General features: G+C 47.6%; 12 protein-coding genes. 1 reads left to right on the forward strand and 11 read right to left on the reverse strand.

Annotated features, from left to right (window positions below):
- From CVU62_11980 to CVU62_11995, 4 genes are all read right to left on the reverse strand, one after another.
- A partial coding sequence (locus CVU62_11980) for a formate acetyltransferase (protein PKN37036.1) occupies nucleotides 1-2,414 on the reverse strand: 2,414 nt, incomplete at its 3' end.
- Between the two features lie 70 nt (nucleotides 2,415-2,484).
- Nucleotides 2,485-2,649 (reverse strand): benzylsuccinate synthase, encoded by a 165-nt coding sequence (locus CVU62_11985; GenBank protein ID PKN36818.1) that lies wholly within the window; start codon nucleotides 2,647-2,649, stop codon nucleotides 2,485-2,487.
- Nucleotides 2,649-3,743 carry a C4-dicarboxylate ABC transporter substrate-binding protein gene (locus CVU62_11990; GenBank protein ID PKN36819.1) on the reverse strand — a complete coding sequence of 365 codons (1,095 nt, stop codon included), beginning with the start codon at nucleotides 3,741-3,743 and terminating at the stop codon, nucleotides 2,649-2,651. The genes CVU62_11985 and CVU62_11990 overlap by 1 nt, the downstream gene beginning before the upstream one ends.
- A 197-nt stretch (nucleotides 3,744-3,940) precedes the next feature.
- Nucleotides 3,941-4,870 (reverse strand): hypothetical protein, encoded by a 930-nt coding sequence (locus tag CVU62_11995; GenBank protein ID PKN36820.1) that lies wholly within the window; start codon nucleotides 4,868-4,870, stop codon nucleotides 3,941-3,943.
- A 521-nt stretch (nucleotides 4,871-5,391) separates the two neighbouring features.
- Here CVU62_11995 and CVU62_12000 point away from each other — a divergent pair.
- Nucleotides 5,392-6,066 (forward strand): hypothetical protein, encoded by a 675-nt coding sequence (locus CVU62_12000; GenBank protein ID PKN36821.1) that lies wholly within the window; start codon nucleotides 5,392-5,394, stop codon nucleotides 6,064-6,066.
- 195 nt (nucleotides 6,067-6,261) lie between these two features.
- On the opposite strand, the gene CVU62_12005 is transcribed toward CVU62_12000, so the two are convergent.
- The 7 genes from CVU62_12005 to CVU62_12035 all read right to left on the reverse strand — a co-directional run bounded on the left by CVU62_12005 (nucleotide 6,262) and on the right by CVU62_12035 (nucleotide 13,568).
- A complete protein-coding gene (locus tag CVU62_12005) occupies nucleotides 6,262-7,830 on the reverse strand; it encodes an AMP-dependent synthetase (GenBank protein PKN36822.1) in 1,569 nt (522 codons plus the stop codon).
- 192 nt (nucleotides 7,831-8,022) lie between these two features.
- Nucleotides 8,023-8,853, reverse strand: a complete 831-nt coding sequence (locus CVU62_12010) for a short chain dehydrogenase (protein PKN36823.1) — start codon at nucleotides 8,851-8,853, stop codon at nucleotides 8,023-8,025.
- Nucleotides 8,854-8,864: 11 nt separating this feature from the next.
- Nucleotides 8,865-10,127 carry a thiolase gene (locus CVU62_12015; protein PKN36824.1) on the reverse strand — a complete coding sequence of 421 codons (1,263 nt, stop codon included), beginning with the start codon at nucleotides 10,125-10,127 and terminating at the stop codon, nucleotides 8,865-8,867.
- A gap of 121 nt (nucleotides 10,128-10,248) precedes the next feature.
- Nucleotides 10,249-11,070 (reverse strand): hypothetical protein, encoded by an 822-nt coding sequence (locus CVU62_12020; protein PKN36825.1) that lies wholly within the window; start codon nucleotides 11,068-11,070, stop codon nucleotides 10,249-10,251.
- 3 nt (nucleotides 11,071-11,073) lie between these two features.
- Nucleotides 11,074-11,862: a hypothetical protein gene (locus tag CVU62_12025; protein ID PKN36826.1), complete on the reverse strand. Its 789-nt coding sequence runs from the start codon at nucleotides 11,860-11,862 to the stop codon at nucleotides 11,074-11,076.
- Nucleotides 11,863-11,901: 39 nt separating this feature from the next.
- Nucleotides 11,902-13,158 carry an acyl-CoA dehydrogenase gene (locus CVU62_12030; protein PKN36827.1) on the reverse strand — a complete coding sequence of 419 codons (1,257 nt, stop codon included), beginning with the start codon at nucleotides 13,156-13,158 and terminating at the stop codon, nucleotides 11,902-11,904.
- An 11-nt stretch (nucleotides 13,159-13,169) separates the two neighbouring features.
- Entirely contained in the window at nucleotides 13,170-13,568 is a 399-nt protein-coding gene (locus CVU62_12035) for a hypothetical protein (GenBank protein PKN36828.1), read from the reverse strand.
- Nucleotides 13,569-13,849 lie beyond the last annotated feature (281 nt).

Consider the following 13,849-nt stretch of genomic DNA (forward strand, 5'->3'; position numbering starts at 1 on the left):
ACTTCCTGATACTTTTCAGGTTCTCTCTGGGCGCTCCTCAGGGTCTCATCGGACACGCAGTTGAACTGAATGTGATCCAGTCCCAGATTGTACCAGGTATCCATATAAGCTTTCCAGAGGGAGTATCCTTTTTCTCCGGCAAGCTGAGTCGGAGACAATCTCTGGTTCAAAAGAAAGGCTCGTCCGTCAGCAACATGGTCTATCTTACCACATGATTTCAGAACCGCGGTTGGTCCTTTCTTATCGAGTCCAGGACCTGGAGAAATTCCACCATCATACAGAGCGTCTCCTCTTCTGCGGCCGCTGGGCAGAGCGCCCACTACATTGGCATAGTGGATATTACCACTGACGTTTTCGGGGAGAATCGGCCACGTATTCCCCATGGGATCCCTAAGCTTGTGTCCGAAAGCGGCACAAGACCGCAGACATCTAAGCATGATGTTGTCGACATAGTCGTCATCATTACCCCACTTAGGCGCATTTTTGACGAAGTCCAGTCGCATTTCTTCGTGACCCTGCCAATCATCAGCGAGAGCCTTCTTCAACTGGGCCATGGTGTATTTCTTTTCATCGAAGACCAGCTTCTTGATCGCCGCCAAACTGTCGACGTTTTCCACCCAGGTGAATGCCGTAATCCAGGAATTGCCGCGGCTGAGCGAAGGCGTATTTACATCCAGACCGCTTTCTACCGAGCGTTCGGAGACAGATGACAGAAACGGTCGCGGAGTATAATGCGGGGCATATGTTCTGCCTGCATTAACCGCGCGGACCAGGGTGGAGAAGATAGTCTTCATCTGGGTAACCCAGGCATCATATACCTGCTCGAAATCGGTAAACGTAGCCGCGTCAGGCGTTTCCGCTCCGATCTGCATGTTAACTATGGGGTCGAATCCACTGGTAAAGACATACTCCATGATCTTGGCACAGTTGGCCGTAGCATTAGCCATGCGCATCGGCTGGAAACCCCGCTTGGTCGTAGGAGACGGCGACATACAGGCCTGATGTACCCAAGTGCGGGCCTCCTCGATAGGATGTCCGTGCCAGTACATGGAATTGGAAATCAGAACAGGATCGTTGCGCATGGAAGGATAACCAAGACCCTGGCGGATACACTCGAAACATTCACGCAGGACTTCTTCCTTAACTTTGGGATGCCAACGGAAGCTGAAGGTCGGATTGGCAACTCTGACCAGACGGGCAGCCTGCAGCAGCGCTATAGTCATATCGTTGCAGGCATCGTCGCCGTGCTGGTTGACACCGCCGAGTGTCCAGACCCAGGTTCCTTCAATACCCTGCAAGCCTTCACGGACCCATTTGACTTTGTATTGGGATACTTCGGCGGCCCGGATCAGGAATTCACCGACCAGATCCATGGCCTGTTCCCTGGTGAGCCGCTTGAGAACATTTACATCCTTGTCGTAATACGGACCGTGATAGTAATCCGGTCTTGCCGGCCAGGCGCCTTCAATGGCTTCGCTCCGGCTGAAGAGTTGAATGAAGAGATCATACTGGAGCGATTCCTGTAAAGTAGTCGGTGGTTTGGCCGGTACTCTCTCGCAGCAATTTGCGAGCTGTAAGAGTTCTTCCTTGCGTTTATTATCGGTTTCAAAATTTTCGGCAATGATTCTGGCCAGGCGTGCAAAACGCTGCCCATGACGAATACAGGCTTCCAGAACTATTTTCATCGCTTCCCAGTTGACCATCTTTTCATATGACGCGACAATTTCTTCATTGGCATCAGGTTCATGGGCCTTAGCATCCGCCTCATCGAGATTTTTGTCAATTTCGGCAATGACATTTTCAAATCCCCGTTTGCCGGTCATGATATACTCATAATCTTTGCCGGAATAACCGCCTCTGGCCATCGGAGTACCCCATCCGATCGTACCTGAAATAATCTTCATTATGTCAGCCATGTCTACAATAGGCATTACCCTGTCGGCATCGCCTTTTCCGGACCAGTAAGCGGTTACATCATTGATCACCTTCAGACTCTCGTCAAGAGGTTCCGGAATAACCGTAGGATCATTGAGAACTTCAGCGTTTAGCATTGTGGCGATAGTTGGATTCCAACCTACCGTATTAGGCAAACTTCCTACGTAACCCACAAGCTGGGCATTATCAGTGATGAAGACTGTTTTTTTGTCAAGATAATCGGCAAGGATCCTGGCATACTTGACAACATAAGGATCTGGCGAAGCCTCCAGGTTGCATGCCGATTCTGTATGAAGTATTGCCTGCTCCAGATCAACCTGCAATCCGGCCGGGTAAAGTCCGCCAATTGCTCCTTTTTTCCACATGGCCTTTCGAAGATAATCCAATCTCTTCGATCTTTTCTTTTCCGCAGCCCACCACCATTCTTGTTTTCTTTCTAGTTCTTTAATACTTGCATTCGTTGCTGGTTCCATCATGATATTCCCTCCTTTCCTGCCTTTTGGCTTTTCAGCTGAAGCTCCTTTTTTTTGGGCAAGTGTTTAATCCGTGTTACTTCTTCTCAAATGAAGAGCATGAACTTGCATCCTTGTCTGCAACTACGGGCTTTGCCTTGTAGTAGGCTTGTCTTGGATCAACCGCTCTTTCAACGCAATCTCCATTTTTAGGATCTTCCTTCACAGGAAAGAATTTCTTGCATTCCTTACACATTGGCATTAAATGTCACCTCCTCCTTTGTTTTTATTTTTCGCTCTGAATTCTGCTAAATAACCCTTAACTTCAGCTAATTCGGCTTTGGTATAGTATCCCTTCTCGGCAAATTCATCCCAAAGAGGAATGAGTCTCTTCTTCCAAACATCAATCTCCGCCGGCGTCATTTTAACCTCTTTCATGCCGTATTTTATCATGGCATCGACGCTTTTCATATTGCTTGCACGGACTTTCTGCCTGAAATCCTTCTCTACTTCCATTGTAAAATTATCCATCGCAATTTGAATATCCTTGGGAAGAAGGTTCCATGTCGGTATCGTTATAATGCCAGCTGCCGGAGAATATCGAATGCGAGTAGGATTGATATATTTCATAACAGTATACATCTGAGTACCGACCGCCCAGAGAGCCGGGGCGATAAATGTATCGCAGACTCCTGTGCGGATTGATGAAGCTACCTCGGGTATGCGAATGGGTAAAGGACTCGCGCCCATGGCTTTCAGAGCCTTCTCTTCCAGAGGCCCATACCATGTTAAGACCCTGCTATTCCTAAAATCATCAGGTGTCCTGATTTCGCGTTTCGTGGAGTAGATTTGATCAAAATCCTGTTCTGCCAGCAAAATAAGGTGATATCCTCTCTTTTCAAACCACTTACTCAACCGGGGTCTTAACTTAGAGTAAACATATTCCACCTCGTCATAATTCTCAAACAGGAACGGGAGTTCTATCAATGACAACTCCGGACAGGCCATTACCATTCCCTGTCCGCTAAATGCTCCTCCCTGTAATTGCCCGTTGCGCATCTTGGCTAATATATCCTGGTCATCACCCATTGCACCGCCGTAATACCAATCCAACTCCACCTGGCCATTCGTCACCTTTTTAATCCCGGGATTAACTATCTTTTTGATTAAAGCAGCCCAGCCGACTCCTTCCGGCGCCAGCGTACCCAGCTTTAAAACATAAACGGTTTTACCGTTTATAGTGTGTTTAAAGTTATCCAAATTAGCTCCCCATGCTTCTTGAAGCAAAGACACTGAACCTAGAAAGAGCACAACCAATCCCACACAAAGAAGCCTCACAACCTTTTTACATTTCATAAATCCCTTCCCCTTTCTGAAATAATAATTGATTACCTCTAAATTTGTTTTATTCTTGATGTTTCTACTGCATCAAGTTCATAAAAAAATTTAGCCGATTGCAGTTGATCTTCTTGTGACGCTGTCGAAAAGTACTTTGGCTTCAAATGCTAAACCAGAGTGAAGCTATAAATCACATCCACTCTTTTAAGAGAAAACTACTTCTTATAATAATCAAACCACTGGTCTTTATGTGTCATGTTGTACCGCGCTTTCTGTTTGGACAGCTCATTAAGGATGCACAAGCCACCTCCCACCTTACAGGAGTCCATCTCCAGCACCCGGTTGTTCAACTGGTCATACCATTGTGAATCTTTGATGCGCGGGGCAAGATATCTTGCCTGCAATACATCCACCATTCCAAATTCACCATTTTCCGCCTTGTTGCCATTAGCAAACGCTTCCCTGGACGCTTCCGGTCCAGTGCCCATACCGCCGAATGAGGGCACGAGTGTGTGAAAAATACCCAGAATAAGCCAGTTTACCCCCCAGGAATACTTAGGATCGAGCTCGACAGAGCGATAAGCCGTGGCAACACCGTACTGAATATCAACAATCTCCTCCGGCGTTTCCAACTGTAACGTACAGCGTTTGGCAAGATTAGCCCCATACCAGGTCAGAGCCTTCAAATCGTCTTTTGTCAGGAACTTGACGGCGTCAGGAACAGGAGTTCCGCTTTCTACCGCTTTACGGAATTTGGAATTATTGACCTTCAGTGCCCGCATACCATATTCCGTTCCGACTCTGTACAGTGATATGGCATATTCGGGATCTTCATCCTCTACATAAAGAGCGTAGCCCGCATACAAGAAAGATGTTGTTGCCAAAAGGTTATAATCGTTTGGAGCCAGTTCGGTCAGGCCGGTAATTACCAGCAGAGCACCGGGAAGACCGTCTTTGAGAAAATCGCCATTTTTCTGTCTCAGAAGATTATCCACGAGATCGTCCACCGACCTATCCAGCATAGGAACGACGGTTCTCTGCACAGTGTGCCTTGTTGCTGTGCAGCCGGATAAACCTACGACAAGAAAAAAAATCAACCAGAGAATTACAGTACCTTTAAAAAACAGCCTAATCCCTTTCATCATCAGTCCGACCTCCTTCTTTAAACTTTATTCTGAAAGCAACTACACATCTTTAGTTATGAATACTGTAATGTTCCACAGCAAGTAATTCAGCCCTCTGGCGTGTCTGATGATCTAGGGCTGATTTTCTGTTTACGGTAAGATTCTGTCACGAGATCAACCTGTTCAGAGCAAATATTTACCCGCTTATCTAATCTGGCTTTGATAGGCATACATACGGTTGGTTGTTCTGCAACACTGATTTTAATAACCATGTGAATACGTTGCTAGTTTAAAGTTCGGTCAGCGATACTCATAAACGTATCCCATTATCAGGAATATTAAATCATGTTCAAAAATACTATTGTCGACAATTCACGACTTTTATTATATAGAATATTTTAATTGTCAAGAATTTCTTTAAAATTCTCGTAAAAAGAAACACTTGGAGAAGACCATACATTCCTGTTGCTCTCCAATATTATTTAGGATAAATATTACTGACACGATTGAACAAATATTTATCGCAACGTCGGAGGTATAGGATGGCTATAGAATTCAAGGCATCAAAAGGATTGGCGCAGCAGATAGCTGAATATCTCGGCTTTCGTATCATTCACATGGAGCTGAAGCCGGGTGAACGTCTCCTTGAGGCAAAATTGGCTGAGGAAATGGGTGTCAGCCGAGCGCCTTTGCGTGAAGCATTGCGCATACTCGAGATGAACGGCCTTGTAGAATTTGAGCCCAGGCGCGGTGTCAGGGTAAGCGAAATGACGGAGAAATCTATTCTGTTAATTAACGATGTGGTCAAAGAAGTCATAGGCCTTCTTGCGCAGCGTGGTGTAGAAAATGCAAACGCAGAAGATTATGAGATAATTACTCAGGGAGGAAAAGCGTTGGGGGAATATGCCGAAACAGGAGATATTTCAGGTTATCTTAATGCTACACTGGATTTTGTCCGTTCGGCCTGTAAAGCGACCAAGAATCCATTTTTGGAGAAGGTGGTTCTCTACTTCTGGCCTATAGCCAGCCGAATTCAATATGTTTCACGCATCTCCAAAAAAGAAGAGTTAAAAAAGAACGTGAAGTACTTCGAGCGTGCTCTAAAATACTTTAATGATAAAAATGCTGATATGACAGCCAGAGAAATGCGAAACTTAGTCGAGAATGAGGCAAAGAATGCAATCAAATATTTACGTGAAAAAGGCTACGCAAAATAAGCGATTGTGAGTATAGTCGGGTCGAAGTTTTTCGTAAGAACCATAGCGACATTTGATAGATGACAATCGGGCAACTAGTGTTCCTGACTTTGAACCCAAAGCTCTTTCCTGACGGCCGGAAATTATGTCGATAACGTACAAAATTTCATAACCGCACTTTTTGGAATGTATTGATTAGAGGCCCCTGTGTCTCGTTTATGCCTCCGCATCGAATGTGTCATTTGTGACTCCCGTAGACTTCAGTTCGCCCTTCTTGATCCGGAAGGTTTCGGTCCTGGGGAAGTCATCTACCATACGAATGTAGCGTGGTATGGCAAATTTAGCGAGCTTGTTTTGGAGAAAATCCCATAGCTCTTTGCCGGATAGTTTATTACCCTCCACAAGCTTGACAGAGGCCATGATATCATCTTCGGTCATCTCGGAAGGTATTGCATACACGGCTGCTTCTAGTACCGATGGATGTTTGAGGATGGCCTGTTCCACGTCATAAGCCGACACGTTCTCACCTCTGCGCCGCATGGAATCCGTACTGCGGCCCACGAAGTAGATGTAGCCCTGCTCGTCCTGGTACATGAGATCGCCGGTGTATTCCCACTCGCCTTTTGTCTTCTCTCCTGATGCATTCGGATTTTTGTAATACTCCACCGAGCTCTTCTTGTTCGGATCCACTTTGAAGAGAAGTTCGCCGGTGACACCTGCAGGCACGTCAATACCTTTATCGTCAACGAGCCTGATAATGGAATTCATGGGCTTTCCGATGGATCCCTTTGGTCCGTCGCCAAAATTAGCGATGAATCCGGTACCGTCGATGGCCGCATAGGCCTCCCATATTTTGACATTAAACCTTTTTTCGAATGGCACCCACAAGGCTGCAGGGCACCCGGCCGACAATATCCTCACGACCTGATGACTTTTTTCATAGGGACTCTCCGGCTGCTTCATGAGGATTGGAATAATGGCACCGATAGTGTTGAAAATCGTAGCCTTGGACTTCACTATTTCCTCCCAGAACCTGCCGGCAGAAAACCGCTTGGACAGAGCGACCGTACATCCCTCAATAAGTGAGGAGGTTACGGTTATATAGAGCGCGTTGCCGTGGAACAACTGCAGTGCGGTATAATATATAGAGTTTGGCGTAAGTATTATGCTTGCAATCATCTTGAGTCGATCGATGATGTTCTTGTTGTAGCGCATAACCACACCTTTGGGCAGACCCGTGGTGCCGGATGTGTACATGAGCATAAGGATGGAATTTTCGTCGAATCTCATCTCAGGTTTTGTTGTTGATATATTTCTATGATATGCATCCTTGAGATCAAACATGCCATTGGGAACCTTGAATCCCTCAGGTGCTTCCAATGTATTCACTATCACGCGTTCCAGCTTTGTGGTTTTATCCGCTATACTTTTGTAGATATCTATGAGGTCATAATCCACCACTAGATATTTCGTGTCGCTGTTGTCTATCGTGTAACTTAGCTGGTCGCCGCGCAGAGAGGTATTCACAGTATTCACGTACATTCCGATCTTCTGAATGCCAAAGAATATATCCAGGAACTCAGATGAGTTGTTCATGAGCGTAGCAATACCATCGCCCGGTTTTACCCCCAGTTTCAGCAAGTAGTTCGCAATCCTGTTGGCATTCATGTCCATGTCGGCATAACTGACGAAGCGGTCTTGATACACAACGTATAAGAAAGTTTTGTCCTTCAGCTTGGCTGCCTGTTCTTCAAGTAGGGTTGCCCAGTTGATTGTAGCAAACATAATGTTCTCCTTTTCTGATATTTGTTCTCCCTTTGTGAGTCCTGTTTCATTCTCGGCAGATTCAAATCACCATGGTCGATAGTCTTGAAATACTTTGAGAATCGGTAACTCGATTTCATGCGTATGGTTGCTCGATGAAGCCGAAAGTCGTTATCTTTCCACGGATTTCATTCTTTATGTAATTAATGCCCCCTAAATCCCTAGTATCTTATCCAAGATGCCCCGTGAGTACAGAAATGCATTGCCATTGTAGTATGTGTTCGGTGCCATTCTCTTCATGAACCAGAAGAGCTTGGAATCCGGTTGCGGAAAAACGTAGAGTTTGTTCTTTTTGATGGCCTTGAGAGTGGAGGCGCACACACTTTCCACTGTCCCAAAGGATAATTTGCAGAAAAAGGCTTCTGCCATCTTGAACTGGTGTTCATCAGTGCACTGTGCCTGATCCATGAGATTTGTTTTGAAGAATGTCGGGCACACGACCGTTACCCCGATGTTGTTTCTTTTCAACTCTCCGCGGAGTGTTTCGGAGAGAGAGATGACACCTGCTTTTGTCACATTATAGGGTGACATTTCGGGTAATGAGACAATCCCGGCAGAAGAGGCTGTGTTTACGATATGCCCCCATCCCTGCTTCTTGAAGATGGGGATGAACGTCCTGCATCCATAGATGACACTCATGAGCATAACATCGATCTCGAACCGCCAGCCTTCAAGGGAGATTTTCTCCATGAATCCCAACACGGGGACTCCGGCGTTGTTTATGATTATATCCACGGTGCCCCACTTCGAGATCACGGTATCAGCAAGGCTCTGCACCTCTTCGGGCTTTGTAACATCGCATTTAATGGTAATGCCCTGGCCGCCAGCTTCATTGACAAGCCGGACACTCTCCTCTGCCCTGTCCATGTTGATGTCGCTGACAGCCACCTTCCATCCCAATTTTGCAAAATCCAATGCGAGGCCTCTGCCGAAACCGCTTCCTGCGCCAGTTATTGCCACGGTTTTTGTTTTGAAACGCTCCATGAAACGCTCCTTTATTTATTATTCATCCGCTCGAGGATGTGGATAGTCATGGAGGCCTCTTCAAAAGCAATGTTTCCGCCACCATTTTCTCCAAGCGCAAGCCTGCACCTTTCTACTTGCCGAGGACCTGCCTCGTGTCGTAGCTGCGTAACCAGTTCGTGGATCATGCCGAGGCCGGAAGCACCCACAGGGTGTCCGCGTGATTCTAGTCCGCCTGAGGTATTTATAGGAATCTTTCCGCCCAGCTTCGTGGCGCCGGTTTCTGCAAAAGGACCGCCTTCACCAATTTTACAAAATCCCAGGGACTCACATTGATGAAGTTCACCGAACGCAGTAGCATCATGGACCTCTGCCAGGCTGATATCCTCTGGGCAAATTCCAGCGACATTGTATGCCTGTCTGGAAAGTCTCACTCCGATGTCCAGATCAAGTTGGTCATGCTTCCGATTAGTGCCCGAACCCAGGACCGATGCCAGTATCTTTACCGGTCGCGCCGACTTGAGTTTATTCAGGAAATCTCGTGAGCACACGATAGCGCCGGCAGCTCCATCACCCACAGGAGCACACATGGGCACGGTCAATGGCCAGACTACAGGGCGCCCCTCAAGGATTTCTTCCACGGTCATGGTCTTCTGGAACTGGGCATTGGGATTCATCGAACTGTGGAAGTGGTTCTTCGATGCAATAATTGCCAGTTGGCGCTGGGTGGTTCCGAAGGTGGCCATATGCCACCTGACGGCGCTGGCGTAAACATCCATGAAGGCACTTCTGGTTTTACCTGCTCCGGAGCCGCCATCATCATCCGGTATATCCAGCTTCACCCCGTCCATGATGTCCCTCAGGGCTTTCATGTGTGCATCTATGTTGGCAACATCCACGCCTGAACTAAAAGCCATGAAGGTCTTTGCTTTGTCCTCGTTATATAGCTTTTCCATTCCGATGGCCAACGAGCATTCGTACATGCCGCCGGCCACATCCTTGTATGCGCAGTGGAGCGCAGTGGATGCACAGGCACATGCATTCTCAACGTTGGTTATGGGGATGCCCTCTATACCCAGTGGCCGAAGCGCTACCTGGCCCCTTATGGAATGTTGCATGTTGAAGAATCCCCAAGCCGTGTTTGAAAAAAAGGCCGATTGTATGTCACTGATTTTTATATCGGGCGCATCACCCATGGTCTTCGCAAAGGCCTCTGCCACAAGGTCCTTTTCCGTACGGTCCATGTGTTTCCCGAAGCGGGTCATGCCCACTGCAACTATGTATACGTCACGCATTTTCAGTTTCCTCTTTCCATCATCTGTGCCGATCTTTGCACATCTTTAGTTTAATTATTTCATAGTGAAAGATGGTTTTCTTCCGCCAGCGCAGAGGAAAACCACTCTTCACATAATGATATTATTCGTCCTCAGAAATAGCGCCACGGTATCTCATGATCTTCTCAAAGACCTTTGCTTTGCCCTCGGCGTCCTTTTGTACGAATGCTTCATCCTCTTCCACCTTCAAGAAGGTCGGGTTTTCCCACCAGTTGGGTTTTGTCTTGATAACTGGATACCCACCTCCGGAAAAAGCCATCGAAAGATTGGGCCCGCCGGCCAGTTGACCCATTGTCCTCTGTTGGTAATTAAACGCATTCACCCAGCTCTCACGGTCGAACCAGTTGTTGAGACCAACAGGACCAACCGGCAATCCGAGAACGAACGATGATCCCTCTAGGTGTCCAAGGAACATGGACACTGCTCCGATACTGAAAAATAATCTGGCCTCGACACGGTGCATCGCAGCTGCCGCGCAGGCATAGTCTGCGGCCATTCCAAAATCGATAACCTTCCACACGCATGACGGGCCATAAGCTCCTATTCCGAGGCCTTTGTTCCTGCTGACAAACTTGATGTACTCTCCGCATGTAGGAAAACCGCATGCCCCGCAGTCCCACAAGACCGGCTTGCAAAGGTCTGCACCCATCAGCAGTATGGGTGGCAGTACACCTTTCTCGGCCATGGATTTCAATGCTACGGCATCGTGCATCTGGAACGTGGATGTCTGCCCGAAGGTCTCCAGGACGTCGATTATGGGATTGAGATCATCTCCTGTAACTATTTCGGTACGAAGACCTAACGAGTTCGTAAGGGTCGGGGCCTTGGCGGCTGCCACGGCGCATCCTTTGGTAACTTCCAGGAGATATTCTTTGGTGGCTTGTTCTCCACTATATATTGCCATGGCCTATTCCTCCTTCTTTTTTTTATCTTTGGATACCTTGGACTTGCTGGGATCGAACCTGTGATACGGATGATTTGCCATCTGACGGGTAATGATGGAGATCTTTCTGACGGCATCTATCTGCTTGGACATGTTCGTTAAATGATAGTCCGTCGGGATGTCAGCATAGGGATTCTTTGCCATGGCACCCACGAGGATGCCCACGACCACCTCTGATTTCATGCAGAAATCAAGGTTCCTTCCTGCCAGCCCCACCGAGTAGCATGGCTTGGTATCTACAAAAAGGTTGGCCGCAACCCAGAGGGCCGATCCTACCGCATATCCGACATCGTGGGCCCTTAGCGTGCAGAGGGGACCCTTGATCGCAGTTTTTCTCTGGCGGTCGGTGATATCGACAAGTCCATTGACATGCTTAACCTTATTGTAGACAAACGAGCAATCCTGCTCGCCGCCACACAATCCGCATGCCGCATCCATCGGTGTACTGTGGGCTCTGAAGTTGCCGATGAAGACAATGGCATCGCTTTCTCTGACCATTACCGCTTCATAGAGAAACGGCTTTCTTAGTCTCTCCGGTACTTCGTGGTTAGCCAATCGCTCCATCTCTCTGGCAATGTATTCCAGTTCTTTCTCTCCATAGGCTATTTCAGCCTCAATCCCGCTTACACCGCCTGTGAACGGTGCTGTCAGAGCGGCGTTGGTCATGAGTTTTGCCGCCAGCAGCACATTGTCCTTCTTTGCCTGTTCAGATGGCGTATATTGGGGGAATTCTTGAATATGAATCCTTGACATCGTTTTCCTCCTTTTAAGATCCAGTGTTCTGTAGACGGGTTAGAAATCCAGCGGCGGACGCGGGTACGTCTCCGCGAGGATATGTCCGCCATGCCGCTCCAATGTCTCGTTGTTGCCATCTTCAATAAGAGTGGCCCTGGCATCTCTGAAGAGTTTCTCGGCGATATATTCTTTTGTTAACCCATTGCCTCCCATGATCTGGATCAGTTCATGGGCGTTCTGGAAGGCCATTTCCGTGCATTGGCTCTTTGCCACCAGCGAATATTCCGCAAGAGGGGGGGAAACATTCAAGTTGAGGTTGAGTACGTTGCGTGAGAGTGCCCGGATGACCTCTGTACGCGCGAACAGTTTGAAGACACGTTGTTTATGCACATAGTGCTCGATGAGTGGCCGTGTACCCTGGACCCGCTCTTTCGAATATACAAGGGCCTCTTCGAATGCGGCCCGGGCAATGCCCGTTGACCAGGTGGCCATGCACATGTTGGCTGCGGCAAGGATCATCTCCAAAAGGGGCTCATAGAATGTCGGTTCTGCAAGCATGTAGCTCTTGGGGATCCTCACATTGTCGAAGTAAATCTCACCCTGGTTCAGATCACGCTGTCCGATCTTTTCCAGTGGTTTGCCCCTGGTTACACCGTCGAGGTCGAGAGGAAGAACGCAGATGCCGTTTCCGCCGAAACCATGTTTCGGGTCGAGCTGCAAAAACAACAGGGCATGGGTGGCAATGGTGCCGCCAGAAACCCATGCTGATTTCTGGCCGTTGATGACATATTCGTCTCCCTCCAGCCGCGCCTGGACATTCCCCCGCATCTTGGGAGTGGTGAAGTAATCCTCACCCGAGGCAATGTAATCCGAGCCATGGTCCGGCTCCGTGATAGCCCAGCACCCCCTGATGCTTGCATCGGTGCATGCGCAGAACGGTTTTACATATTTCTCGAGGAGTTCCTCATTACCGGCCAGGCACGAAACGTAGAACGGGAAGCAGATTACACCGAGCAGTACGGACAGCCCAAAGCTTCCCCAGCCCAACTCCTCGAACACAATGTGGACCTGGAGAGGGCTCAAGCCTAAACCACCGTAGTACTCCGGCAGCAGGGTCTTGTGATAGCCCAGCTCAAAAGCCTTCTTCAAAAATGGCCACAAGGGCGAGCCGTCGGCCACCACATCAGCGGCGGACATGTTATCTAGTTCCTTTGCTGTAGGTCTCATGACCTCCTCAGCAAACTTGTGAGCTGCCTTTTTAATGGCTATGTCATCTTCTGTTAGATTCATGAATTGAATATCGAAGTATTCCATATCTGGCCTCCTTACGCTTTCATAGGCAGTTTGAATTTTTTACAGTACTCGGGATATATTTCCATGCCTGGTTTCATTAAGGGCATAAGCTGCAGGACTTTATTCACTGGCCCCTTTGCCACGATCTGGCGTAAAGCCAGCGCCATAGGAACGTTCAGGTCTTTCAACCAGAATTTGTGTACGATGTCGCCTTTCATCTTCATGGTAACCACAGGTATTTTCTTCTCTGCCTCGGCACCGAAAATGGGACCGTTTTCATCGACAAACATGACCATATCAGGATCAGTCACGACAAAATAAATTGATATTCCTGACTCCTTGAGATTCTTCCCAAATCCGAACTCCTTTATCATCCTTGTCCAGAGTTCGCCGAACAGTTCTTCCGCTACTTTCTTGGTAAATATTGCCATACATCCTCCTTTTTAATTTAAAACATCTTTATAATAATGAGTTGTATAAGAACCTGCTGTACTGGGAAATCTGAATACTCAATACCTCCTTTCTTAGATTTTTGTTCAGTATTCCATACGAGCCATGCGTGCTTTCCCGTAATGCTCAGACGGTGGCATTCGAACTTGATTCCCTCATCGTGACCCTGCATCAGGACTTCCACTTTTTTTTTATTCGTTCTTATAAGCAATGGCTGTGCCAAACTAGCATCGTTGATATCTATTTGATTATACAAGTTAAT

The sequence above is a fragment of the Deltaproteobacteria bacterium HGW-Deltaproteobacteria-2 genome (assembly GCA_002840505.1).
Classification (GTDB): domain Bacteria; phylum Desulfobacterota; class Syntrophia; order Syntrophales; family Smithellaceae; genus Smithella.